Below are 23,352 nucleotides of genomic sequence, written 5' to 3'. Positions count from 1 at the left end.
ACGTGCGGGTTCACCCCCGGAAGCCGGCGGAACGCGCCCCCACAAGCGGCTAGATGGGCTGGGGCTCGAAGTCCCAGGAGGGGCGGTGGCGTTCGGCGACGAAGCGGGTGGTGGGGTGCGTCGCGCCCAGGAGGTGGGTGAGGCGGGCCACCGCCTCCCCGTACAAGCGGTCCGCCTCGTCGCGCCGCCCCAGAGCCGCCAGGTCCAGCGCCAGGCCGGCCCGGAGGGAGAGGGTCAGGACGTGGGACTCCCCCACCACCCGAGCCGCCCGCTCCGCCGCATCCGCCCCGAGCGCCGCCGCGGCCTCCGCGTCGCCCGCCGCCGCCAGCAACGCGGCACGGTTGAGAGCGCAGCCGACGGCCCACGGGTGCTCGCGCCCCACCGCCTGTTCCATGCCCCGCAGGGTGTGCTCCGAGAGCTGCAGCGCGCCGTCCCTCTCCCCCATGTCCGCCATCAGCACCGCGACGTTGTCCCGGGCGCCGACGCTGTACGGGTGGCGGGGGCCGAGGAGCGCGGCGTAGCGGTCGGCGGAGGACTCGGCCAGCTCGCGCGCGTCCTGGACGCGGCCGAGATCGCGCTGGAGCATGGCGAAGTCGCAGGAGACCATCAGCGTCTGGGGATCGGAGGCACCGCGCCGGGTCAGCAGCTTCTCGCGCACCGACCGCATCAGGGCGTGCGCGAACTGCAGGTCCCCCATACGGCGTGCGCACTGCGCGAGATTGTGCTCGGCGGCGAGCGTCTCCCCGTGCTGGCGGTCCAGGACCTGCCCGAACAGCCGGGAATTGTGCTCCTGCTCGGCCAGCGCCTCCCGGTACCGGCCGAGCAGCCGCAGCATCCTGGCCGTGCACAGGGCGGAGTTCAGGGTGAGGGCGTTCTTGCCGCCCAGCAGGTCGACGCGGGCTTCCAGGATCCGCCGGTGCAGGGCGAGCGACTCGGCGTACCGGCCCTGGAGGCCGATGGCGGTGGCGAGGTTGCTCCGGATCGACAGCGTGCGGGGGACGTTCTCACCGCCGAGGGTCTCGGTGGCGCGGGCGGCGGCGCGCTCGAAGAGGGCGCGCGCCTCGTCGAAGCGGCCGAGCGCCATCAGCGTGCCGGCGAGACTGTCCTCCGCCCGGATGAGCTCGATGGGGCGCACTCCGTGCGTGTCCACGGTGCCGTGCGCCCCGCCGACCGTGCCGGGCACGGGGGTGCCGTGCGGCGGGGTGCCGTCGGTGAGGACCAGGCGTGTGCCGTCCGGCTGGGGCCTGCCCGGCCGCTCGTCCCCGGGGCCGGCCTGGGCGGCCTCCTGGAGGCGGCCCAGGGTGTCCCGGCCCAGCTCCTCGGCCTCCGTGTAGCGGCCGACCCTGCGCAGCATCCCGGCGAGCTGGTGGACGGCGACCAGGACGGCGCGGTCGGTGTGCCCGGAGGCCGCACGCCAGTTGTCGACGGCCTGGCGGCTGAGCCAGAGGCCGTCCTCGTGCTCGCCCCGCATCCGCTGGTACTCGATGCAGGTCAGCACGAGGTCGCGGACGGCGGGTTCGTCGGAGGTGAGCGCGCCGGAGGGCTCCAGGTGCGGGATCAGCTCGGCGTACCTGGCCCAGTTGGCGGGCGAGGCGGGGTCGCGGGGGTCCGCGGAGACCAGCACCTTGCGGGCTATCACGGAGTAGGTCCGGGCGTCCGCCGGCGACTGCACGGAGCGCACGTACTCGTGGAAGAGCCGGTGCATACGGAGCGTGCCCACGGTCTGGATGTCCATCCGCGGGCCCTGCTCGTACTCCACGCGCATGGAGGTGACCTGGGAGAGCCGGCGCAGGGCGGTGTTCCAGCTGCTGGGCTCGGAGACCAGCTCCTGGAGGTCGGGCGGCAGGTCGCCGGGGCGCGCGGTGGCCAGCAGCCGGACGGGGACCAGGTCGGGCGAGAAGTGGGCGAGGAGATTGAGCAGCCGCCAGGCCGTGACCGAGTTCTCCCGCAGGGTGTTGAGCAGCTTCGCCCACGCCACCTGGAAGCTCTGCGGGTAGTTGGGCGACGCCACCACCTCGAACTGCCCCGGGTCGCCGTACCGGATGTCGCCGATGTAGGCGTTCACGGACGCGGTGGGGTTGAGGTCGAGCCAGGCGGAGGTCTGGTCCAGCAGCAGTGGCATGTCCTCGACGGCCGCGGCGAGCCGGTCGGCCTGGTCGTCCGTCAGCCGCCGGGTACGGCGGGAGACGAACGCCACGGACTCCTCGCGGCGGAACGCCGGCACGGCGATGGGCTCCGCGTGCGTCGCCCACTCGGTGTTCTGGGTGGTGACCAGGACGTGGCCCCGGTCGCCGGGGATGAGGTCCTGCAGGCGCTCGGGACTGCCGGCGCCGTCGAAGACCAGCAGCCAGGGTCTCGCGGTCCGGTTCAGCTCCTGCTTGACGGCCTTGATGGTGGTCTCCAGGCGGCCGTGCTCGTCCAGGCCGAGGGCCGGGGCCATGCGCGCGAAGTGCTCGCGCGCGGCGGCCACCCGGCCGGCCGCCGCCACCCACCAGACGATGTCGTACTCGCCCGCGAACCGGTGCACGTACTCCAGGGCGAGCTGGGTCTTGCCCATGCCTCCCGGCCCGTACAGGGCGACGGCGTCGCCGGGCGCCGACAGCTTGCCGTAGACCTCCTCCAGGATCTCGGTGCGGCCGACGAAGTGGCGGTTGCGGCGGGGCGCCTGCCACACGTCGAGCGGGTCGTCGGGGAAGCGGGGGCCGCGGGCGAGGGAGACCAGGGTGTCGGGTGCCGGGATGCCCGCGCACTCCAGGACGCGGGCCCGGGCGGCGTCCGGGCCGAGCCCGCGCAGGCCGACCGGGGCGAGGGCGATCACCTCGTCGGGCATGGGGCGGGTGGTGACGCTGACCGCGGCGATGCGGTCGCGGTACCGCGGCAGCACCTCGCGCAGGATCCGCGCCCACGCCTGGAACCTGGGGCTGGACAGCTGGTCGTACCAGTCGTCGATCACCAGCAGGAGGCGGCCGGGCGCGGTGAGCAGGTCGGTCAGGCCGTCCGGGGCGGCCGGCCGGCGCAGCGGGTTCCAGCGCACCAGGGTGCTGGGGCGGCCGGCGCGGCGCACCTGGTGGTCGATCCACTTGGCCCAGGACTCGCTCTGGCCGGCGAAGACCACCGTGACGTGCGCGGAGTCAGCCAGTTCTGACGTCATGTCACCAGTCTCCTTGCCCGGCGGGCCACCGCCGGTCACCCGGGGATGCCGGGTGGGTGTGCGTGCCGTGAGCGGCAGCGGGTCCGTGCGCCGGCGCGCCGCCGTCCGTTGGACGTGCTTCGTCGAGCGTGTTCCTCGAGTGTGCCAATTGTGCGTCAGATTTCCCTCAAGAGGGGGGTGTTGGGACGGATGTGGGGGGCTTCACGGCGCGTTGCGGGGGCGTGCCGGTGCGGCTCAGGCGGTGCGCCACATGCCGTATCAGCCGCTCCAGGTCCGCGCAGTAGACGCTGGGGTGCAGGAAGCCGGTGCCGGATGCGTACCGGTGGACGTAGTTCCCGCCGCCGCACACCCGGTGCACGGGGCAGCCGCGGCAGGCAGCCGCGAGCGCGCGCTCACCGAGTTGCCTGGCCGCTATGCCGGGGTGGCGCAGGGCGTCGTCGAAGGGGTGCCGGAAGACGTCGAGCCCGGTGGCGGGGGCGCCAGGGTAGGCGGACTTGAGCGAGTCGACCTGCTCGATGGCGCCGTCGGTGTCGACGACGACGGCCGCCAGCGGGGAGAGCCCCACCGCCTCGGCGGTGCTGGGGGCGCCCAGCAGCAGCGCGGCGATCTCGTGGAAGAGCCGTATCCGGGTGGGCGTCCGCGGGCTGTGCCACCAGGTGTCGAAGAGCGCGACGAGCCAGTCGCCGTACGGGGTGGTCCTGGGCCGGTGCCGGCCCGGGCCGCCCGCGGCGCTCAGCCCGGGCGGCGGCGCGGCCCAGTTGCCGTGCGGCAGCAGGAAGTCGATGCCGGGCGGGCGCAGGGCGGCCAGCGACTCGTACGCCTCCCCCGGGTCGGTGCGCAGGTCGATGGTGCACAGGATGCCCGCGTACGTTCCCGGGCGGTCGGCGAGCAGCCGTGCCGCGCGGTGGGCGGCGGGCCAGGCGGGGCGGTGTGCGTGGTCCCTGCGGCGGGCGTTGTGGGCGGCGAGGCCGCCGTCCAGGCTCAGGCCGACCCGCACCCCGGCTGCGGCGAGCTCGTCCAGGGCGCGCTCGGTGAGCAGCGTGCCGTTGGTCTGCACGGTGGCGGTGATCCGGCAGTCGGCGGGGACGGCGGCGCGTACCGCGCGCGCGTACGCGACGACGGGGCCCGTGCCGGACAGCAGCGGCTCGCCGCCGTGCAGTTCGATGCGGATCCGGCGCAGTCGGTGCGTGGCCACGTGCTCGCCGATCCGGGCGGCGGCGGCCCGCATGGTCTCCTCGGCGACCCGTGCCGGCCGGCTCCGCCAGCTGCTGTCGGCGCCCTCGTAGACGTAGCAGTACTCGCAGGCGAGGTTGCACCGGCTGTGCACCTTGAGCACGAACTGCCGCAGCGGCACGGGCCGGTGCCCCCGGGTGTCCAGCGTGGCGTGCGGCCAGCGGGGGTGCGGGGACGGCGCCTCGGCGAAGGCGCCCGGAGCTCCCCGGCCCCTGGGGGCCGGCGCGGGGGCGGGGGCCGGGGAGGACGGCGGGGCCGCGGCTCCCGAGGACGTCGGCGGGGATAAGGGTGCCAGGGCGGACGATGGCGGGGAGGCGGGGTCCGGGGGCGACGGCGGGAGCCGGGGGCGGTCGTTCGGTGCGGGGGTCACGGGGCGTCTTCGTACTGCGCGACGACGGGCTCGCCCCCGTGCGGCTCCGCCGGGGCCGCGCGCTCGCGGAGGTCCGCGAGGATCGCCGCGAGCACGGGGTGGTCGGTCCGCGCCGGGAGGTCTATCCCGGGCAGGGGCATGTCGCTGTCCTCCACGGGAGCGGTCACGCCCGGCCCACCTCGGACTCCAGCCGCGCCACGGCCTCACGGAGCTCCCCGGTGAGGCCCGCCTCGGCGGTGGCGGCCAGGGCCTCGCCGTACTGGCGCAGGGCGCGGTCGGGTGCGCCCTGCCGCTCCAGGAGCATGCCGCGGAGCTGGAGGGCGCGCGCGACCCATGTGCCGTTCCCGGCCTCCCGGGCGATCTCCACGGCGTGCCGCACATGGTCGTCGGCCCGCTGGAGCAGCCCCGGGTTGCCCGCCCGGTCGGCGAGCTCCATGACGACGGCGCCGCGCTGCAGCCAGCAGTCGTGGGCGAGTTCCGGGTTGTCCTTGGCGCCGCGGGCGGCCTCGCCGAGTATCCAGTCGGCCTCGAAGAGGTCGGCGAGGACTTCCTGCGACCGGAACCTCAGATAGTGGGCGATGCCCAGGGTGCGCCTGCGGTCGGGCAGCTCGGGGTTGTCGTCGGAGGTCCAGTCGACGGCCGCGCGCAGCAGGCGGACGGCCTGGTCGATGTCGTCGGCGGAGTCCCGCTGCTCGCCGCGGCGCACCAGGGTGGCGCCGTACTCGCCGAGGATGCCGGGCCGTCTCGGGTCGTCCATGGCGAGCAGTGCCGTGCTCTCCTCCCAGGCGGCGACGGCCTGGTCCAGGTCGGCGACGCGGCCGGTGGTGTCGTAGCGGTCGCGGTGCAGCCTGGCCGCCAGGACGTGGCAGTCGAAGCGGAGGTCCTCGTCGTCGCCGGCGGCGGCCAGGGCCTGCGCCACGGCGTCCATGATCCGCGGCTGCTCCTCGTCCCGGTCGCCGGCGCCCTCGCCGGTGGTGCGGAACGTCTCGATGGCGGAGGCCATGTCCAGCCAGGCGCGGCAGCGCTCGGGAGCCGGCAGGGCGTCGGGCGTGCTCAGGGCGGCCATCAGGTGCTCGCCCGCGCTGCGTCCCGCGTCCGCGGCGGCCGCCTCGTCGAGGTCCGCGTCCCGCTCGATCGGGCCGCGGCCGAGGTACTGGCGGGCCAGGTCGAGCATGATGCGCCCGCGGACCAGGTGACCGCGCTCCGGCTCGGGGTACTCCAGGCGGACCGCGGCGGCCTCCGCGGCCCGCGTCAGGTGGGTGAGGTACCAGTCCTCGGGGCCCGCGGCGCGCAGCGGCCCCTCGGGCCGGGCGAGCGGAGCGCCTGCGTCGGCCAGGGCGCTGCGCACGGTGGGGAGGGTCTCGGCGGCGAGCCTGCGCCGGTCGGCGTCCTCGGGGGACAGACCGGCGGGAGCGAGTAAGGCGCGCGGGCCGGAGGAGTACGGGGGCAGGCTGAGGGTCGGGGAGCTCTGTGACGTCCCCTGGTCGCCCGCCGCGGGCGCCTCGGGCCGCTGCGGCTCGGTCTCGGCCGGGCCGTGCGGGAGCTGGGGCGGCGTCTGCGGACGCGGCGCGGAGCGCCCTGGACGCAAGCCGGAGCGCGCTCGCGCCGCCGCGCCGGTGCGGGTCGCGTCGGGCGCCCCTTCGCCGAACACCACCCGGGTCAGCTCGTCGTCCGCCCTGCGCAGCAGTGCGCAGAACGCCCACACGGTGGCCGGATGCTCCGCCCCCGCGTGGTCCCGGGCCCAGCGGCGCACGTCGTCGGGCAGGTCGTCGACGCCGAGCCAGGAGCTGTGCAGCTCGCCGGCGAGCATCCAGTGGATGGTGCCCCTGAGGAGGCTGCCGCGCACCGAGGTGACGTGCTCGGCCGCGAGCACGTCCAGCGCCTCGCGCAGGTCGTCGCCGACCCGGCGGACCCGCCAGCGGGCCAGCAGGGCGTTCGCCAGTTCCTCGGCGGCCGAGCCGCGTTCGGCGGGCGGGCCCGCGACGGCGCCCGCCTGTTTGAAGAGGGCGACCGCCTCGTCGAGCTCCCTGACCAGGCCCTCGGCCTCGTAGCGGCGCAGGGCGACGCGGCCGCGGGCCAGCAGTTCGTCGGCGCCGAGTCGCGGGTCGGGCGGCCGGGGCAGCGGCCAGGGGGTGCGGCGGCCCAGGTCGCGCAGGAGGTCGGAGGAGACCTCGGCGAAGGCGCGCAGCCCGGCGTGCTCCTCGGGCCCGGGCGGCGGCTGGTCGATGGGCTCGGCGCGCGCCGCCTGAGGGTCGACGGCGCCGCGCAGGAAGGCCGCCGCCAGCGCCGGGAAGTTCCTGGCGGTGCGCCCGAAGCTCCGCTCGATGTACTCCGAGCAGTGCTTGAGCAGCAGCTTCGCCTCGTCGGCCGTGAGCCTCTTGCGCAGCTCCGCGGCCACGCCGGGCAGGAAGTCGTAGCGCACCGCGCGCGGGTCCGCGGCGTCCTCCAGGCGCTTGAGGAGCCCGCCGAGCAGCACCTCGGACAGCACGTCGGGTCCGGTGCCGGCGAGCATCGCACGCTGCACGAGCTGCATCACCGGCAGGAACAGCGGCACCGCGGACAGGTAGCAGGCCAGGCGGCGGGCCTCAGGCGAGGCCTGCCGCACGAAGGCCCGCACGCGGTCCTCGCCGGACAGCTCCTCGGCGGCCCGCACCGGCGAGGTGGCCGGGGCGTGCGCCGCGTGCACCCAGCCGGCGGCGGCCGTCAGGCTCTGCCCGGTGGCGCCCGCCACGAGCCGCGCCCAGCCCTCCACCGAGGACCGGCGCAGCGCGAGCACCGGCACCGGCAGCGCGCCCGGCTCGACGCGCCCGCGCTCAGGAGTGAAGACCAGGCGTCCGGCGGGCCCTTCGCGCCGGTGGAGGTGCCCGCGCCGGGCCGGCAGGTGGGTGCGCAGCCACAGCCGCTGCGGCAGGGGCTGCACGACGGCGACGGGCGCGGTGGTGGCCCAGCGGTACAGCAGCCGGTGGATGCGGCCGCTGCGCCACATGGGCCCGGCGCAGTCGCTGAGGACGAGCGTGAGGCGGCGCCCGGTGGGGTCGCTGAGCTGCTCGGGGGCGTGCAGCGGGCCGGTCCGCTCGGGGGTGGCCGCATAGCCCGGCAGGCCGTCGTCGGTGGCGTGCAGGTACTGCACCTGCACCTCGCGGAACGCGCCGGCGCGCTCGCAGACCTGGCGCAGCTCGTCGAGCGCCTGCTGCCAGACCACGGTCGAGGTGGAGACGTCCATGACGAGCAGCAGCCGGGCCTCGCGGCGCCGCTCGGCGCGCAGCACGGGCTGGACGAGCCCGGACTCGGCGGCCCGGTCGGCGGTGCGGTCCTCGTCCAGGGTGTGGCCCGACGCGGGGCGCACGGGAGCGCGGTAGCGCTGGAGCACGCGCAGGCCACGCTGGAGCGCGAGGGGTTCCGGCAGGGCGGGCGCCGCGGGCACCTGCACCTGCCGCAGTTCGGCGGCGGCCTCGGGGCCCGGTCCGCGGACGAACAGTTCGGCCCTGTCGACCTGGGAGCGGTCCTCCTGGGAGGAGGTCGAGGACTTCTGCAGGTGGCGGTAGCCGCGGCCGTTGGTGTCGGTGGGCCTCGGCGGCGGGGTGCGCTCCTCGGACGGCTGGTCGTCCGCGGCGGACTGGCCGGGTGCCGGCAGCCAGCGGGCGAGCCAGAGCGCGTCGGCCATCTCCTCGACGCTCGGCGGGATCTCCGCCTCGCGCATCCGCGCGATCAGCGCCGTGAGCGCCTGGCCCGCGAGCGCCTGGCCCGCCGCGTCGGCGCGCGCGCTGTCCGGGCCCTCGGGCGTGCCCGGGGCGGGGGTCGGCTCGGCGCTGCTCATGGGGTCACCTGGGTCCGGGGTCCAGGGGCTGCATCAGCAACTGGGCGATGTCCGCGCGCTGCGCGGCGACGTCGCGGGAGGCGTCCCGCGCCGCGTGCTGGGCGAGGAAGATCGCGTTCAGCAGCTGGTCGGTGGGGCGCAGCGCACCGTCGGACTCGGCCTGTCGGAACTGGTCGACGATGTCGTGGTTGTCGTCGTACGAGCCCGTGCCGAAGTGCGCCTGCACGAGCGCGGCGAGGCGCTGGTCGCGGGGCGCTTCCAGGGTCAGCGGGATACAGCGGCGCATCAGCGGCGCGGGGAACTCCCGCTCGCGGTTGCTGGTCATCACCACGAACGGGAACGCACGGCACCGCACCTGGCCGTTGGTGACCGGCACCCGCCGCCCGTCGTCGGTGAGGATCTCGACCGTCTCCATGCCGGGCCGGTCGGCGATCCGCTCCAGCTCGGGAATGCCGAATCTGCCCTCCTCGAGCACGTTCAGCAGGTCGTTGGGGAGGTCTATGTCGCTCTTGTCCAGCTCGTCGATGAGCAGCACGCGGGGCCGCTCGGCGGCCACCAGGGCGGTGCCGAGCGGGCCGAGCTTCAGATAGCGGCCGATGTCGGAGGAACGGCTGCCGCCTCCCGCTGCCTCTGCCTCGCCGGCCACGTGGGCGCGGTCCAGCTGCGCGTCCTGGAGGCGTCCTATGGCGTCGTAGGTGTAGAGGCCGTCCTTGAGCTCGCTGCGGCTGACGATCGGCCACTCCAGGACGCGTCCGAGGCCGAGTTCGTACGCGATGGAGTGCGCGAGCGTGGATTTCCCGGCGCCCGGCGGTCCCGTGACGAGGAGCGGGCGACGCAAGTAGAGGGCGGCATTGATCAGTTCGAGGGTGTCGTCGTCCTGGACGGGCAGCGGGACGCTCCGCGCGCCGAGCCTGCGCGCCGTCGACGAGTCGAGCGGCGGCACCTCGTAGGGCACCACCGGGGCGTCGAAGCGCCGCCAGGGCGGGGGCTCGGGCAGCTCCCTGATCTTGTCCGGATCCGGCCCCCCGGTACCCCGGTAGATGAACCAATCGCTCATGGGGTGCTCCTCGTCAACGGTCGGTGGTAGACCACGTCCTGGCCGACCGGGGCGATGGGCGCCCACAACGGGCCCCTGAAAATGTACCCAGGCCAGGCATTCCATACGGGCGATTCAGGCCAGTCCTCTCCCGGGACCAGGGCGCGACCGCCGAGGCGCCCTCCCGCGCGCGGGAGGGCGGTTGGCCGGGCGGCCTCGCGGACGCCGTCTCGGAAGCCCTCCGCGCGCGGGAGGGCGGCCGGTGCGCACCGCGGGCGGGGCCGGCCGGGCGCGCCGGCCGGCCCGCGAGGCGCGGCGGGGCGGGGCGGGGCGGTGGCCGCAGAGGTCCGGCTCGGGTTCACAGCGGCGCGTCCAGGGGTGTGGTGTCCTCGGCCGGCAGCGGGCGCCGGGGGTCGTCGTACAGCAGTGCCAGGGGCTCGGCCCAGCGCCGGTCGGCGTGCCGCTCGCTGATCTCCTGCCTCAGCTGGCGCAGCCGGTCGGGCAGTTCGGTGATGGACTCCAACGGCTCGAAGAGCCACTTGGTCCTGGTGTGCAGGTCCTCGCAGGAGTCCGAGCAGCCGCCCCCTCCGTGCCCGTCGACGCGCCACAGCGCCACACCGTGACCGCTCTCCAGGGCGAGCCTGAGGGCCGTGCGCCCCAGGCCCTGTCCCACGGAGCGGCAGATGACGGGGACGGCGCTGCCCGGGGCGTCGCGGAACTGGGCGACACTGGGGCTCACCCCGGGCTCCGGCACACGCCAGCCGCTGAGCTGCCGCTGAGCGCAGATGGCTCCCCAGCGGGCGAGCCATTTTTTGTCCGGTTCTCCCCGGCGCTCAAGGGCGCGCAGGACGACACGGCGTTGCGCCCCCAGGTGGTAGTTGTCGTCCAGGGCCGCGATGTCGTTGAGGCGCCAGCGGTGCACGGCGGTGTCGAAGTACTCCGCCGGCAGGGCGACTTCGAGCGGAACCGGCCGCCCCGCGCGGTCCCGGCGCTGGAACACGTCGGTCAGCGGCCGGCGCAGGGCCTGGACCAGGTCACCGGGCCGGTGGCCGTGCGTCGAGCGGTCCTCCGCCTGCAGCTCGGGCTCGCCCACGCCGTCGTCGACCCAGACCTGCCAGAAGAAGTGCGCCGGGTCGGAGCCGATCACCGGGTCGAGCAGGACGGCGACGGTGGGGCCCTCGCCCGGGCCCGGGTACGGGATGACGATCCGGTCGGAGTCCTCCTGGGCCGGCTCCAGCGACTCGGGCAGCCGGGCGTCGGTCACGAAGGCGGCCATGTGCGGCCAGGTGTGCCGGTGCAGACGCTCCTGGATCCAGTCGGTGAGGGAGTCCACGTCACCGCCGCGGCGGTGCACGTAGAGGGCGACGAGCTGGAGGTAGCGCAGCAGGATCATGGAGTCCATCGGCCGGCCGCCCTCGTAGAGGAGGCCGTGCCCGTCCCGCCAGGTGTGCAGCTCGGGGCCCTCGTGGGGCCAGCGGTTCCCGCTGATGGCCTGGCGGGCGAGGATCGCCACGGTGGGGCCGTCCGGCGGCGCGGGCAGCGCGGCGAGCCTGCGCAGCGCGGCCCGGCGGTCGTGCGGCGTCCACTCCTCGCCGCCGGTGGGGCGGTTGCCGGTGACGACGGCCTGCTGGGCGTCGACCCAGGTGGTGCCGCCGAACCCGGCGGACCGGCCGTGCCAGGTGTCGTGCGCCCGCATCACCTCGCCGTAGAGGGCGCCGAAGCGGCGCAGCGCGGCGATCGAGACGGCGAGGCCGCCGTCCCGCTGCCTGCGGCGCGACTTGATCAGGGCCACCACTGCGCCGGTGTCCGGGTCGAGCAGCGGCCCGCCGGAGACGCCGGCGGGGAAGTCGACGTCGGGCTTGAAGCGCAGTCCGTACGAGCCGTCGCGGACGTTGATCTCGGCGTCGCCGCTCCAGGACACCGCCCGGGCGTGCTCGCCCTCCCCCGGCCGGTAGCCGTACGCCACCACGCTGCCGACGTGCTGGACGGCCCGGTCGGCGAGCCAGACGCACTCGTGCTCCACGGCGTCGTCGACCAGCCGCACCAGGGCGAGGTCGTCGCCGGGCGGCACCTCGGTGGCCCGCGGGTCGCCGATCAGCCACTGCGCCAGCCGGGCGCGGACGGGGATGGCGTCGTTGGCCTGCGTCTCGCCGCGCACCGCGAACGTGAGGTTCCGGTCGCGGGCCAGGTGGGGGCGGAGCACATGGGCGGCGGTGACCACCCACCCGGGTGCCACGAAGAAGCCGCTGCCCCACATCGTGGCGTCCTGCCCGTCGGCCGGCAGCAGGTGGACGGTGGCGGCGCGGGCATGCGCATCGAGCCAGAGGTTCAGCTCAGGCATGGGCGCTCGCGCTCCCTGGAGTGCGGTCGTCGGGCGTTGCGGACAGCGCGCCGTCGGCCGGGGCGCGAGGGGTGGGGGTCACCAAGGGCGCGTCGTCGGCCGCGGCGGCACCAGAAGCATTGTCAGCCCGGTCCGGGCTCCTTCGCGACCGGGCGTCCATGTGCCAGGTGAGGGTCACCTGGACGGCTGCCTTGGCCTCACCCTCGGCGAGTACGGCGAGGGCCTTGCCCGACTTCGCGGTGAGCTCCACGCCGAAGGTGACGGCGGCCTCGTCGGGCCGGGCCGAGCGGGCCGCGGCCAGCACGCTGGAGCCGACCGCGGTGATCAGCTCGCCCAGTTGCTCCACCTTGGCCACGGCCGTGTCGAACACACCGACGTCCTGGTCGTCGGACCCGTAGACGTCGGGGGTGGTGAGCCTGGCCAGGACGACGGTGCCGTCCGGCAGCTCGATCTCCTGAATGTGACTCATCCCGATCACCCGCTCCCCCGTCGATGACGCCCCGGATCAACTGTTCCGCTCCGGAGCCCACTTGAACCGCGACGAGGCTAGTGGCCCCGCCGGTTGCAGACGAGACGGCGTCGTCGGGAAACCGGTACATCCGCGACCGCCTACCCTGAAGGCATAGGCACCGGGGCGTGCCCCATCCGCATCAGGAGCAACTGTTGTACTTCACCGACCGCGGCATCGAGGAACTGGAGAAACGGCGCGGCGAGGAGGAGATCACTTTCGAGTGGCTCGCCGAACAACTGCGTACGTTCGTGGACCTCAACCCCGACTTCGAGATCCCCGTCGAACGGCTGGCCACGTGGCTGGCCCGCCTGGACGACGAGGACGAGGACGAGGAGTAGGCGGCTCCCGGTCATCAGGAGTGGAGGGCTCCCGGTCCTCTCCGGTACCGGGCCCCCGGGCCCGGCGCCGGGGCGCGCGGCCACCTCGGCGGCGGGCGCGGCGACGGTCACCTCGGCGGCGGGCGCGGCACCCCGCCAGGGCGCCGAAGGCGCACCAGGGGGGCGCGGGGAACTGCGCGACCAGCCCCCCCCACCGGGCGACAGCCACAGACGGAACCGCAGGCGGCCAGGCCCAAGGACGCGCCACGCGCGCGTATGGCGGCCGCTCTCGCCCTCGCCGTACCCGGCACCGGAGAAGCACCACGCCTCTGAGCTCCGCGACCGGGGGCGCCCGGACCAGCCGGTCGCCCGGGACCGACCGGGGACACCTGCGACCGACCGGGGGTCACCCGGGACCAGCCGGGATCGCCCGGGACCGACCGGAGTCACCCGGGACCAGCCGGAGCCACCCGGGACCGACCGGGGTCACCCGGTACCAGCCGGAGCCGTCCGGGACCGGCCGGACGCCGGAGGCGGAGGTTCACGCTCCGGCCGCGTACCGCCAGAACTCCCGCATCACCGCAGGTGAAGCGGGCCCCCTCAGCTCCACCTGGGTGAGCAGCACGGCAACCGTACCGCTGGCCGGAATGATGTGCGCGGACGTCCCCGTCCCGCCGATCCAGCCGTACCGGCCGGGCACACTCCACGGATGCACGCGCGCGACATCCACCGCTCCGCCGTACCCCCACCCCTGTCCCTCCAGGAACAGCGCACTCGCCTCACGCTGGGCCGCCGGAAGCCGGTTGGTGATCATCTGCTGCACCGATCCGGGCGACAGCACCCTGCGGTCACCGGCCGCGCCACCGGCGAGCAGCATCCGCCCGAAGGCCAGCAGGTCGTCCGCGGTGGACACCAGGCCGCCGGCCCCGGACGGGAAGGGGGGAAGGCTGCTCCACTGCCCGTCCGGCGCGTCGACCAGCTCAAGTCCGCCCTCTTCGGCGGCCCGGTACAGACTGGTGAACCGGTCGCGTTTCCCGGCCGGCACCGCGAACCCGGTGTCGGCCATGCCCAGCGGCTCGAAGATCCGCTCCTGGAGGAACTCGGGCAGTTCTTGACCCGAGGCCCTGGCGATCAGCACGCCCTGGATGTCCGAGCAGGTGTTGTACAGCCAGGCCTCGCCCGGCTGGTGGATCATCGGCACCCTCGCCAGTTCCCGGATCCAGGTGTCCGGCTCGGGCGGGAGCTGCGGCCGCGGCGGCGCCTGCCGGAGGACGTTGAAGAGGGGCGCGAGCGCGGGCAGCGAGAAGTCGGACGGAAATCCGTACCCGGCGCGGAACTCCAGCAGGTCCCGCACGGTGATCGGCCGCTCGGCCGGGACGGTGTCGTCGAGCGGGCTGCCCGGGGTGCGGACGACGGACGGGGCGGCCAGCTCCGGCAGCCAGGTGTCGATCGGGTCGTCCAGGGCGATCCGTCCCTCCTCGACGAGGATCATGACCGCGGCGGCGACGACGGGCTTGGTGACCGAGGCGAGACGGAAGATCGACTCTCTGGTCACGGACGAGCGGCCGGCGGTGTCGGCGGAGCCGGCCGCCCGCACGTCGACCCGGTCGCCGCGGGCGACCAGCAGCACCGCGCCCGGCACGGTGCCGCCGCCGTCATGCCCGCCGCCGTCATGCCCGCCGCCCTCACGCCCGCCGCCGTTGCGCCCGCCGCCGTCATGCCCGCCGCCGTTGCGCCCGCCGCCGACGTGCGCCGCAAGGATGTCGTCCAGCTCTGCCATCGGTTCCGCCTTCGTCCGTGCCGAGCCCCGCCGGGCCCGGACCTCGAAGGCAGTCTGCCGCCCCGCTCTGACATGGGCACGGAGCTGTGCCCCGGGACCCACGTCCTTAAGGCATGGGGGAGGCTCCGCCGCGTGGGCACGCCCCCCGCAAGGCACCCGCATCGAGCCTTCGACCGCGCCCCGGACGCGGCGTGCGGGCCACTGCGAGCCGCGACTCCCGAAGCAACCGCAGCGCGACCCGGCCCTCCGCCCGGCCGGGGGCGCACACGTGCGGAACGGCGCACACGCGCGTCTTGTGCGCCGGGCGCACATCCCACCCCCGCACCCACTCCCCCATACACCCGAAGGCGTGTCTTGACTTTCCGTCACCGCGATATATCGTGTTTCCCAGAGACGCGATATGGCGCGTCGGCCCGGCCGAGGGAGGTCAGCAACCATGCCCGTGTGGTCCGTCGCAGAGCCGAAGAAGCTCACGTTCGACACCCCGGTGACGACGCTGCACGTACGCATCGCCAACGGCACGGTCAACGTCGTGGGCACGGACGATGGTTCCCCCCGCCTCCAGGTCTCGGAGATAGACGGCCCGCCCCTGATCGTCAGCCAGCACGGCGGTACTCTCACGGTCGCCTACGAGGACCTCCCCTGGAAGGGCTTCCTCAAGTGGCTGGACCCCAAGGGCTGGCAGCGCTCCGCCGTGGTCTCCCTCGCCGTGCCGACCAGTACCCGGGTCGAGGTGGGCGTCGTGGGCGCGGGCGCCGTGATCTCGGGCATCGAGGGGCGGACGGAGGTCAAGGGCGTCTCCGGCGACACCACCCTGGTGGGCCTGGCCGGCCCGGTGCGCACGAGCACGGTCTCGGGCAGTGTCGAGGCCCAGTGCGTGACCGGCGACCTCCGCTTCCACTCCGTCTCGGGCGACCTGACGGTCGTGGACGGCGCGGGCTCGTCCGTGCGGGCCGAGTCGGTGAGCGGCTCCGTGATCGTGGACCTCACCTCGGCCAGCACCAGCCCCGACGGCCGGGCCACCAATGTGCAGGTCTCCAATGTCTCGGGTGAGATCGCCATCCGGCTCCCCCACCCGGCCGATGCCCGCGTGGAGGCCAACACGGCCAGCGGCACCGTCTCCAGCGCCTTCGAGGATTTGCGCGTGAGCGGCCAGTGGGGCGCGAAGAAGATCACCGGCCGGCTCGGCGCGGGCAACGGCACCCTGAAGGCCACCACGGTCTCCGGTTCCATCGCCCTGCTCCGCAGGCCACCCACCGAGGAGCCGCTCGACGGTCCCACGCCCGAGCCGCCCGCCGCCGGTGCCCCGCAGCCCGGCCCCGAGGATGCCGGCCCCGGCGGTTCCGGCCCGCAGGACAGTGGACCCGGGCCACGGAGCCCCGGCCCACAGGACCCCGCCCGGGGAGCCACGTCCCCGCGCGAGGCTCCGCAGGACGAGCCTCCGCGGGAGCCCGCCCCACCCGCGCCGGCCGGGCACCCCGAGGACACTCCCGTGGCCCAGGCCTCGGAGGACACCCCCCGCCCGGCTCCCGCGGACGCCCCCGACACCCCCGACACCCCAGCCACCCCGGACGCCGCCCCGACCGACAAGAAGGTGCTGTGACATGGCCCCCGTCTTCGCGCACGGCCGGCTGCGCCTCTACCTGCTCAAGCTCCTGGACGAGGCACCGCGCCACGGCTACGAGGTGATCCGCCTCCTGGAGGAGCGCTTCCAGGGCCTCTACGCCCCGTCGGCGGGCACGGTCTACCCCCGCCTGGCCAAGCTGGAGGCCGAGGGCCTGGTCACGCACACCACAGAGGGCGGGCGCAAGGTCTACTCGATCACGGACGCGGGCCGTGCCGAGCTGGCCGACCGCAGCGGCGAGCTTGCGGACCTGGAGCTGGAGATCCGCGAGTCCGTGGCCGAGCTGGCCGCGGAGATCCGCGACGACGTCCGGGGCGCGGCGGGCGACCTGCGCCGCGAGATGCGCGCCGCGGCCTCGGAGGCGCGGCGCACCTCGGACCACAGGGGCGAGCGCGAGGGTTCCTTCTGGGACTACGGCGACCCCGGCACCCTGCTCGGCGACAAGGAGGCCTGGCGCGCCGCGAAGGAGGAGATGCGGCGGGCCAGGCAGGAGTGGAAGGAGCAGGCGCGCCGCGCCAAGGACGAGAGCCGGCGCGCGCGTGACGAGGCCCAGCGCGCCCGCCGCCAGGCCAAGGAGGCCCAGGAGCGGGCCCGCGCGCAGGCCCAGCAGGAGTTGCAGCGCATCGCCCGGCAGGTCCAGGACCAGGTACAGGACCACTTCGCGCGCGGCGACTGGCCCACGGGCGTACGGGAGGGAATCGCCGAACTCACCAAGAACTTCAGCGACTTCAACTTCGGCGACCTCGGCCTGGGGTTCGGCAAGGAGAGCGGCAGCAAGGATCCGGGCCGTACCAAGGGCCCCGGCCGCCCGGACGCCAGGACCGCCCCGGAGCCGGACATCCTCCCCGAGGACGAGTCGCTCCCCATCGTCTATGTCCCGGAGTGGGCTCACGAGGACTCCACAGGCAACCCCGCCCGCGACCTGGACCGCCTCCTGGACCGCTTCCGCGACGACATCCGCGACGCCGCCCGCGACCACGGTGTCACGGAGGACCAACTCCGTGAGGCGCGCCGCCATCTGTCCACGGCGGCGGCCCACATAGGAGCAACCCTCCGCACGCCCCGCCCCAAGTGACCCACGCCCAGGCGGGCGGCACGGAGCCGTAGGGGGCGACACGTTAAGCGGCGCGGGAGCCACGCGGCAGGCCCCCACCGGCCGGTGAGGAAAACGAAACCGCAGGGGGTGGGGGCCCACAAAGGGGCGCGGGGAACTGCGCACCAATCCCTTGCGGGCCCATCCCCCACCGGCAGGTGACCGAAAGGAGACCACGAGGGACACAACCCGGTGGCCCACCGCAGGCCTGTCGTAGGGGGCGAGCCCACGACACATGACCCGTAGACGGGCGTCCATCACTCGGGGTAGGGAAGAGGGCCCGTCCACCAGCTTCACACAGGGCCGGTGTACGGGGCGTGTCGGCCGGGGCGGCCGGAGCGCGGGATCCATCCGAGGCGGCGGATCGCGACCAACGACGGCCCCGGGCCGGGCTGGACCGAACCGGACCGAGCCGAACCGGACCGGGCCGGGCCGGGCCGGGCCGGGCCGGCTCGGGCCGAGAGCCGGGGCGTGCCCGGAAGACTCAGACGGTCAGCACGATCTTGCCGAAGTGCCCACCCGTCTCCATCCGCTCGAACCCCTCACGGGCCCGGTCGAGCGGCAGGGTGGTGTCGATGATCGGGCGCACACCGGTCGTGGCACAGAAGGAGAGCAGGTCCTCCAGCTCGTCCTTGGTGCCCATCGTGGTGCCGGCGACCTTGAGTTCCAGGAAGAAGATGCGGGCGAGTTCGGCGTGCGAGGGGCGGTCGCCGCTGGTCGCACCGGAGATCACCAGGGTGCCGCCGGGGCGCAGCGACTTCACCGAGTGCGACCAGGTGGCCGCGCCCACGGTCTCGATGACGGCGTCCACCCGCTGCGGCAGCCGCGCACCGGTCTCCAGGGCCTCCACCGCGCCGAGTTCCACTGCCCGTTTCCGCTTGGCCTCGTCGCGGCTGGTCGCGAAGACCCGGAGCCCGGCCGCCTTGCCGAGCACGATCGCGGCCGTGGCGACGCCGCCCCCGGCGCCCTGCACCAGGATGGAGTCCCCCGGGCGCACCCCGGCGTTGGTGAAGAGCATCCGGTACGCGGTGAGCCAGGCGGTCGGCAGGCAGGCGGCCTCCTCGAAGGAGAGCTCCTTCGGTTTCGGCAGCAGGTTCCACGTCGGCACCGTGACCTGCTCGGCGAAGGTTCCCTGGTACCGCTCGGTGAGGATGGAGCGGGGCTCGTCGGGGCCGACCCCGTGTCCGGACAGGCCGATGACGGAGTACAGGACGACCTCGTTGCCGTCCTCGTCGACACCGGCGGCGTCGCAGCCGAGGATCATCGGCAGCTTGTCCTCGCTCAGGCCGACGCCCCGCAGCGACCACAGGTCGTGGTGGTTGAGGGAGGCGGCCTTGACGGTGACGGTGGACCAGCCGGGCCGCGCTTCCGGGGCGGGCCGTTCCCCCAACTCCAGGCCGGAAAGCGGCTGGTCACGGTCGATACGGGCAGCGTAGGCAGCGAACATGACCTTGACGATAGGCCCGCCGGGTCCGGCACGGAACCACCCGCGCCTGTGACACGCACCGCGGATGAGGAACCCACCACGCACGGGCGGAAAGGCCGCGCACGAGTGGACGTGCCGCGGCAGGCGAACGGACCGGGCGGGCCGCACACGTCCCACGGACCCACACGGCCGCACCGGCCGCACACAGACGTCAAGGTCACGCACGCGGACCGGCCCGCCACGCACCCGGACGAAGAGACCCGCCCACAGACGGCGAAGGGCCGCACCGGGAGGCGAACCCCTCCCGACGCGGCCCCAGGGCGCACCACCGGGCCACCGGGCCACCGGGCCACCGGGCCACCGGGCCACCGGGCCACCGACACAGCCGGATCAGCCGCACCACCGGGCCCACGGCCCCGCCGAACCAGCCGTACCGCCAAGCCAGCGACCCCTGCACCCGCCGGCCCACCGACGCGACCAGGTGGAAGCAGCCGGGCGCCCCGGCGACCGCCGCCTCCGCGTCCTCCACCGGCCGCACCCCGGCCAGCCGCCCGCTCAGCTCGCGGCGGAGAGGGGGCAGAACCCGATCACCGCCACCCGTGCCGTACCGGCCGCGGCACCACCGAACCAGCCGCACCACCGAACCAGCCGCACCACGACCACAGCCGCACCACCGAACCAGCCACCCCCGTCCCGGCCCGCCCGGTGGCTCCGGGCTACCGCCGGGCGACCCCCTCCGCTCGGGCCGCCGCGGCCACCGCGGCGGTCACCGCGGGGGCCACCCGCTCGTCGAACGGCGACGGGATCACATAGTCGGCCGTGAGGTCGCCCCCGACGACCCCCGCCAGCGCCTCCGCCGCCGCGATCTTCATCGTCTCGGTGATCCGGGACGCGCGGACCTGGAGGGCGCCCGCGAAGATGCCGGGGAAGGCGAGCACGTTGTTGATCTGGTTCGGGTAGTCGGAGCGGCCGGTGGCGACCACCGCCGCGTACCGGTGCGCGATGTCCGGGTGGATCTCCGGATTGGGGTTGGCCATCGCGAAGACGAAGGAGTCCTTCGCCATCGACGCGACCGCCGGCTCCGGCACGGTGCCGCCCGAGACGCCGATGAACACGTCCGCGCCGTCCAGCGCCGACTCCAGGGAGCCGGAGAGCCCGGCCTTGTTGGTGATCTCCGCAAGCTCCTGCTTGACGGGCGTGAGGCCGTCCCGGTCCTTGCTCACCACGCCCTTGCGGTCGGCCACGGTGACATCGCCGATGCCCGCCTCCAGCAGCATCTTGGCGATGGCGACCCCGGCCGCGCCCGCGCCGGAGATGACCGCACGCAGCTCGCCGAGCGTCCGACCGGTCAGCCGGGTGGCGTTGCGCAGCGCGGCGAGGGTGACGACGGCGGTGCCGTGCTGGTCGTCGTGGAAGACCGGGATGTCGAGGCGCTCCTGGAGCTTCCGCTCGATCTCGAAGCAGCGCGGCGCCGCGATGTCCTCCAGGTTCACCCCTCCGAAGGACGGCGAGAGCCGCACGACGGTCTCCACGATCTCGTCGGTGTCCGTGGTCGCCAGCGCCAGCGGCACCGCGTCCACCCCGCCGAACTGCTTGAAGAGGATCGCCTTGCCCTCCATCACGGGGAGCGAGGCCTCCGGGCCGATGTCACCGAGCCCCAGCACCGCGGTCCCGTCCGTCACCACGGCCACGACCTGGGACTTCCAGGTGTAGTCGTGGACCAGCTCGGGCCGCTCCGCGATCGCGCTGCACACACTCGCCACACCGGGCGTGTAGGCGAGGGACAGGTCGTCCTTGTCACGGACGGGGACGGTGGACTGCACCGCCAGTTTCCCGCCGCGGTGCAGGGCGAAAGCGGGGTGGGAGGTCTCCTGGCCATCCCCGTCCGCTTCGGCGTGCGCGTCCTTCCCGGCGTCGTTGCGAGGATTGACGATCTCCGCTGCCACTTGTTGTACCCCTTAGGTGTTCATGGTTGAGGGTTGCCACTCCTGGTTGAGGGGTGGGCGGGCACCGCGTATGCCCCTGGTGGGTCCGGTACGAACGGCACATACGCGACGGGCGCGCCGCACGCGCGCCCCTGAGCCCCGGATGAGGGGTGTGAGTCACCTTCTTACCGGACGGCGCCCGTCGGCGACGAGTTCCCACCGGACGGGGTCCATCGGTGACGGCCCCTTCTGGAGCGGGTGAGATGACTCATAGCCGTTTATACAGAAAGCCGCGCCCGGTACCCCGGAGCGTCCGTCCACAGCCGTGGTACGGCGGAGATTCTTCGGGTCGAAGGTCTCGGCCCCGTAAAAGGCCGGGCCCTGCCGGGCCCCCCGCCGGGGGTTGTGGGGATCACCCGTTATCCGATTTTGACATGGGGGGCACACAGAACGCGCCAGTCCGAATGGCAAGATGCGGTAATCACACGTGGTCGCGACACCCGATGGTATGTGCACAACGACGACCATCGGCAGCACCCCATCACGCCGGAGGACATCACCATGACCGCCAGCCCCATCCGTCGTACGACCGCTACGGGCGCCAAGACGTCCGGTATGTCCCTGGGCCGCGCGAAGTCACGGACGGCTGCGGTCGGCGCGCTCGTGGTCGCCGGCGCCCTGCTGGTCGCCGGGTGCGGCGACCAGACGAAGGACAAGGGCACGGGGGCCGCCTCCGGCGGAGGCAAGGGGGCGTCCAGCGCACCACTGGCCGACAAGCTACCCAAGGACATCCGGGACAAAGGCGTCATCAAGGTAGGATCCGATATCGCCTACGCGCCGGTCGAGTTCAAGGACGACAAGGGCAACACCGCGGGGATCGACCCGGACCTGGCGGCCGCCCTCGGTAACGTCCTCGGGGTGAAGTTCGAGTTCGAGAACGGCACGTTCGACTCGCTCCTCACCGGCCTGCGCTCCAAGCGGTACGACGTCGCCATGTCGGCCATGACGGACACCAAGGACCGGCAGAACGGCATCGACGCCGACACCGGCAAGAAGGTCGGCGAGGGCGTCGACTTCGTCGACTACTTCAACGCCGGTGTCTCGATCTTCACCCCCAAGGGCAAGACGCAGGGCATCAAGACCTGGGACGACCTGTGCGGCAAGAAGGTCACGGTGGAACGCGGCACGGTCTCGGACGACCTCGCCAAGGAGCAGGCGAAGAAGTGCCCGGCCGGCAAGAAGCTCACCATCGAGGCCTTCGACAACGACCAGCAGGCCCAGACCCGGCTGCGCTCCGGCGGCGCGGACGCCGCCTCCTCGGACTACCCGGTGGCCGCGTACGCGGTCCAGACCTCCGGGGGCGGCAAGGACTTCGAAATGGTCGGCGACCAGGTGAAGGCGGCGCCGTACGGTATCGCCGTGGCCAAGTCGAACCCGCAGCTCCGGGACGCCCTGAAGGCCGCCATGGACCAGCTCATCAAGGACGGCACCTACGGCAAGATCATCGCTCGCTGGAAGGTGCAGGAAGGCGCCGTGAAGCAGGCCACCATCAACGGCGGCAAGTGACCATCCGGCGCCCAGCGTCGCGCAGACTCCGGCAGGAGTGAAAGGCAACCCCCGTGTCAGATGACATCGACAGGACGGGCGGCGCCCCCGAGGAAGCGCCGACCGCCAAGGAGTCCGCGGCCAAGGAGCCGACCGCCAAGGAGTCCGCGGCCAAGGAGCCGGCGGCCACGGAGCCCGCGGCCGAGGAACCGCGCGCCGGTGAGCCGGTGACCGGGCAACCCGTCGACAAGGAGCCCGCGGCACCCGCGCCGGCGGCGGAGCGAACGGCACATCCGCAGGCCATCAGGGCCATCCCGGTCCGCCACTACGGGCGCTACGTCGCCGCTCTCGTCGCCATCGCCGTCCTGGTGGCGATCGTCTACGCCTTCGCCCAGGGGAAGATCAACTGGGGCGCGGTGCCCGACTACTTCTTCGACCACCGCATCCTCAAGGGCGCCGGGCAGACCCTCCTGCTGACCCTGCTGTCCATGCTGATCGGTGTCGTCGGCGGCATCGTGCTCGCGATCATGCGGCTGTCGCGGAACCCTGTGACGTCGTCCATCGCATGGTTCTACATCTGGTTCTTCCGCGGCACGCCGGTCCTCGTCCAGCTCTTCGTCTGGTTCAACCTGGGCCTGGTCTTCGAGTACATCAACCTCGGACCCGTCTACAAGAACTACTGGTCCGACTTCATGACGCCGTTCCTGACGGCGCTGCTGGGCCTCGGCCTCAACGAGGCCGCGTACATGGCCGAAATCTGCCGTGCGGGCCTGCTCTCCGTCGACGAGGGCCAGACGGAGGCCGCACACGCGCTGGGCATGAGCCACGGCAAGACCCTGCGCCGCATCGTGATCCCGCAGGCGATGCGGGTGATCGTGCCGCCCACGGGCAACGAGGTCATCAACATGCTCAAGACGACCTCGCTGGTCTCCGCGGTGCAGTACTACGAGTTGCTGCGGTACGCCCAGGACATCGGCCAGACCTCCGGCGCCCCGGTCGAGATGCTCTTCCTGGCCGCCGCCTGGTACCTGGTGATGACCTCGGTCCTCAGCATCGGCCAGTACTACATAGAGCGCTACTACGCCCGCGGCTCCAGCCGCAGCCTGCCGGCCACACCCTGGCAGCGGATACGCGCCAACATGCTGTCACTCGGCCGTCCGAAGGGGGCCCTGGGATGAAGACC

Annotated in this window: 15 protein-coding genes; 5 read left to right on the top strand and 10 right to left on the bottom strand. The window is 73.9% G+C overall.

Annotated features, from left to right (window positions below; genetic code table 11):
* Window positions 1-49: 49 nt before the first annotated feature.
* The 7 genes from fxsT to ACSMXW_RS25530 form a co-directional block, all read right to left on the bottom strand.
* A complete protein-coding gene (gene fxsT / locus ACSMXW_RS25560; RefSeq protein ID WP_485799710.1) occupies window positions 50-3,151 on the bottom strand; it encodes an FxSxx-COOH system tetratricopeptide repeat protein in 3,102 nt (1,033 codons plus the stop codon).
* Window positions 3,152-3,317: 166 nt separating this feature from the next.
* Window positions 3,318-4,505 (bottom strand): FxsB family cyclophane-forming radical SAM/SPASM peptide maturase, encoded by a 1,188-nt coding sequence (locus ACSMXW_RS25555; RefSeq protein ID WP_485799708.1) that lies wholly within the window; start codon window positions 4,503-4,505, stop codon window positions 3,318-3,320.
* A gap of 245 nt (window positions 4,506-4,750) precedes the next feature.
* Entirely contained in the window at window positions 4,751-4,921 is a 171-nt protein-coding gene (locus tag ACSMXW_RS25550; protein WP_485799707.1) for a hypothetical protein, read from the bottom strand.
* Window positions 4,918-8,571 (bottom strand): SAV_2336 N-terminal domain-related protein, encoded by a 3,654-nt coding sequence (locus ACSMXW_RS25545; protein WP_485799705.1) that lies wholly within the window; start codon window positions 8,569-8,571, stop codon window positions 4,918-4,920. Before ACSMXW_RS25545 ends, ACSMXW_RS25550 begins: the two co-directional genes overlap by 4 nt.
* A gap of 4 nt (window positions 8,572-8,575) precedes the next feature.
* Window positions 8,576-9,628 carry an AAA family ATPase gene (locus tag ACSMXW_RS25540; protein ID WP_485799704.1) on the bottom strand — a complete coding sequence of 351 codons (1,053 nt, stop codon included), beginning with the start codon at window positions 9,626-9,628 and terminating at the stop codon, window positions 8,576-8,578.
* Window positions 9,629-9,965: 337 nt separating this feature from the next.
* Window positions 9,966-11,948 (bottom strand): VMAP-C domain-containing protein, encoded by a 1,983-nt coding sequence (locus tag ACSMXW_RS25535; protein ID WP_485799702.1) that lies wholly within the window; start codon window positions 11,946-11,948, stop codon window positions 9,966-9,968.
* Window positions 11,941-12,417: a CU044_2847 family protein gene (locus ACSMXW_RS25530; RefSeq protein ID WP_485799700.1), complete on the bottom strand. Its 477-nt coding sequence runs from the start codon at window positions 12,415-12,417 to the stop codon at window positions 11,941-11,943. The genes ACSMXW_RS25535 and ACSMXW_RS25530 overlap by 8 nt, the downstream gene beginning before the upstream one ends.
* Before the next feature lie 194 nt (window positions 12,418-12,611).
* On the opposite strand from ACSMXW_RS25530, the gene ACSMXW_RS25525 reads away from it, so the two are divergent.
* The gene (locus ACSMXW_RS25525; RefSeq protein WP_485808306.1) at window positions 12,612-12,797 is read left to right on the top strand and encodes a DUF6104 family protein; all 186 of its coding nucleotides are present in this window, start codon (window positions 12,612-12,614) and stop codon (window positions 12,795-12,797) included.
* A gap of 520 nt (window positions 12,798-13,317) precedes the next feature.
* Here the strand turns inward: ACSMXW_RS25525 and ACSMXW_RS25520 are convergent.
* Window positions 13,318-14,556: a serine hydrolase domain-containing protein gene (locus ACSMXW_RS25520; protein ID WP_485799699.1), complete on the bottom strand. Its 1,239-nt coding sequence runs from the start codon at window positions 14,554-14,556 to the stop codon at window positions 13,318-13,320.
* 436 nt (window positions 14,557-14,992) lie between these two features.
* On the opposite strand from ACSMXW_RS25520, the gene ACSMXW_RS25515 reads away from it, so the two are divergent.
* Both ACSMXW_RS25515 and ACSMXW_RS25510 read left to right on the top strand, forming a co-directional pair.
* Window positions 14,993-16,159 carry a DUF4097 family beta strand repeat-containing protein gene (locus ACSMXW_RS25515; protein ID WP_485799697.1) on the top strand — a complete coding sequence of 389 codons (1,167 nt, stop codon included), beginning with the start codon at window positions 14,993-14,995 and terminating at the stop codon, window positions 16,157-16,159.
* 1 nt (window position 16,160) lies between these two features.
* Window positions 16,161-17,255 (top strand): PadR family transcriptional regulator, encoded by a 1,095-nt coding sequence (locus tag ACSMXW_RS25510; RefSeq protein WP_485799695.1) that lies wholly within the window; start codon window positions 16,161-16,163, stop codon window positions 17,253-17,255.
* Window positions 17,256-17,757: 502 nt separating this feature from the next.
* Here ACSMXW_RS25510 and ACSMXW_RS25505 read toward each other — a convergent pair.
* Window positions 17,758-18,720: a zinc-binding dehydrogenase gene (locus tag ACSMXW_RS25505; RefSeq protein WP_485799693.1), complete on the bottom strand. Its 963-nt coding sequence runs from the start codon at window positions 18,718-18,720 to the stop codon at window positions 17,758-17,760.
* Between the two features lie 695 nt (window positions 18,721-19,415).
* Window positions 19,416-20,645 carry an NAD(P)-dependent malic enzyme gene (locus ACSMXW_RS25500; RefSeq protein ID WP_485799692.1) on the bottom strand — a complete coding sequence of 410 codons (1,230 nt, stop codon included), beginning with the start codon at window positions 20,643-20,645 and terminating at the stop codon, window positions 19,416-19,418.
* A 540-nt stretch (window positions 20,646-21,185) separates the two neighbouring features.
* Here ACSMXW_RS25500 and ACSMXW_RS25495 point away from each other — a divergent pair.
* The gene (locus ACSMXW_RS25495) at window positions 21,186-22,190 is read left to right on the top strand and encodes an ABC transporter substrate-binding protein (protein ID WP_485799690.1); all 1,005 of its coding nucleotides are present in this window, start codon (window positions 21,186-21,188) and stop codon (window positions 22,188-22,190) included.
* A 206-nt stretch (window positions 22,191-22,396) separates the two neighbouring features.
* Window positions 22,397-23,347: an amino acid ABC transporter permease gene (locus ACSMXW_RS25490; protein ID WP_485808304.1), complete on the top strand. Its 951-nt coding sequence runs from the start codon at window positions 22,397-22,399 to the stop codon at window positions 23,345-23,347.
* The last annotated feature ends 5 nt before the right edge of the window (window positions 23,348-23,352 follow it).

It is taken from the genome of Streptomyces sp. DSM 116793, assembly GCF_057320905.1.
This window is presented reverse-complemented; position numbering and strand designations above follow the sequence as displayed.

Coding starts and splice junctions, on each gene's coding strand:
- fxsT (WP_485799710.1), bottom strand. CDS start 3,151: ATGACGTCAGAACTGGCTGACTCCGCGCACGTCACGGTGGTCTTCGCC.
- ACSMXW_RS25545 (WP_485799705.1), bottom strand. CDS start 8,571: ATGAGCAGCGCCGAGCCGACCCCCGCCCCGGGCACGCCCGAGGGCCCG.
- ACSMXW_RS25540 (WP_485799704.1), bottom strand. CDS start 9,628: ATGAGCGATTGGTTCATCTACCGGGGTACCGGGGGGCCGGATCCGGAC.
- ACSMXW_RS25535 (WP_485799702.1), bottom strand. CDS start 11,948: ATGCCTGAGCTGAACCTCTGGCTCGATGCGCATGCCCGCGCCGCCACC.
- ACSMXW_RS25530 (WP_485799700.1), bottom strand. CDS start 12,417: ATGAGTCACATTCAGGAGATCGAGCTGCCGGACGGCACCGTCGTCCTG.
- ACSMXW_RS25520 (WP_485799699.1), bottom strand. CDS start 14,556: ATGGCAGAGCTGGACGACATCCTTGCGGCGCACGTCGGCGGCGGGCGC.
- ACSMXW_RS25515 (WP_485799697.1), top strand. CDS start 14,993: ATGCCCGTGTGGTCCGTCGCAGAGCCGAAGAAGCTCACGTTCGACACC.
- ACSMXW_RS25510 (WP_485799695.1), top strand. CDS start 16,161: ATGGCCCCCGTCTTCGCGCACGGCCGGCTGCGCCTCTACCTGCTCAAG.
- ACSMXW_RS25505 (WP_485799693.1), bottom strand. CDS start 18,720: ATGTTCGCTGCCTACGCTGCCCGTATCGACCGTGACCAGCCGCTTTCC.
- ACSMXW_RS25495 (WP_485799690.1), top strand. CDS start 21,186: ATGACCGCCAGCCCCATCCGTCGTACGACCGCTACGGGCGCCAAGACG.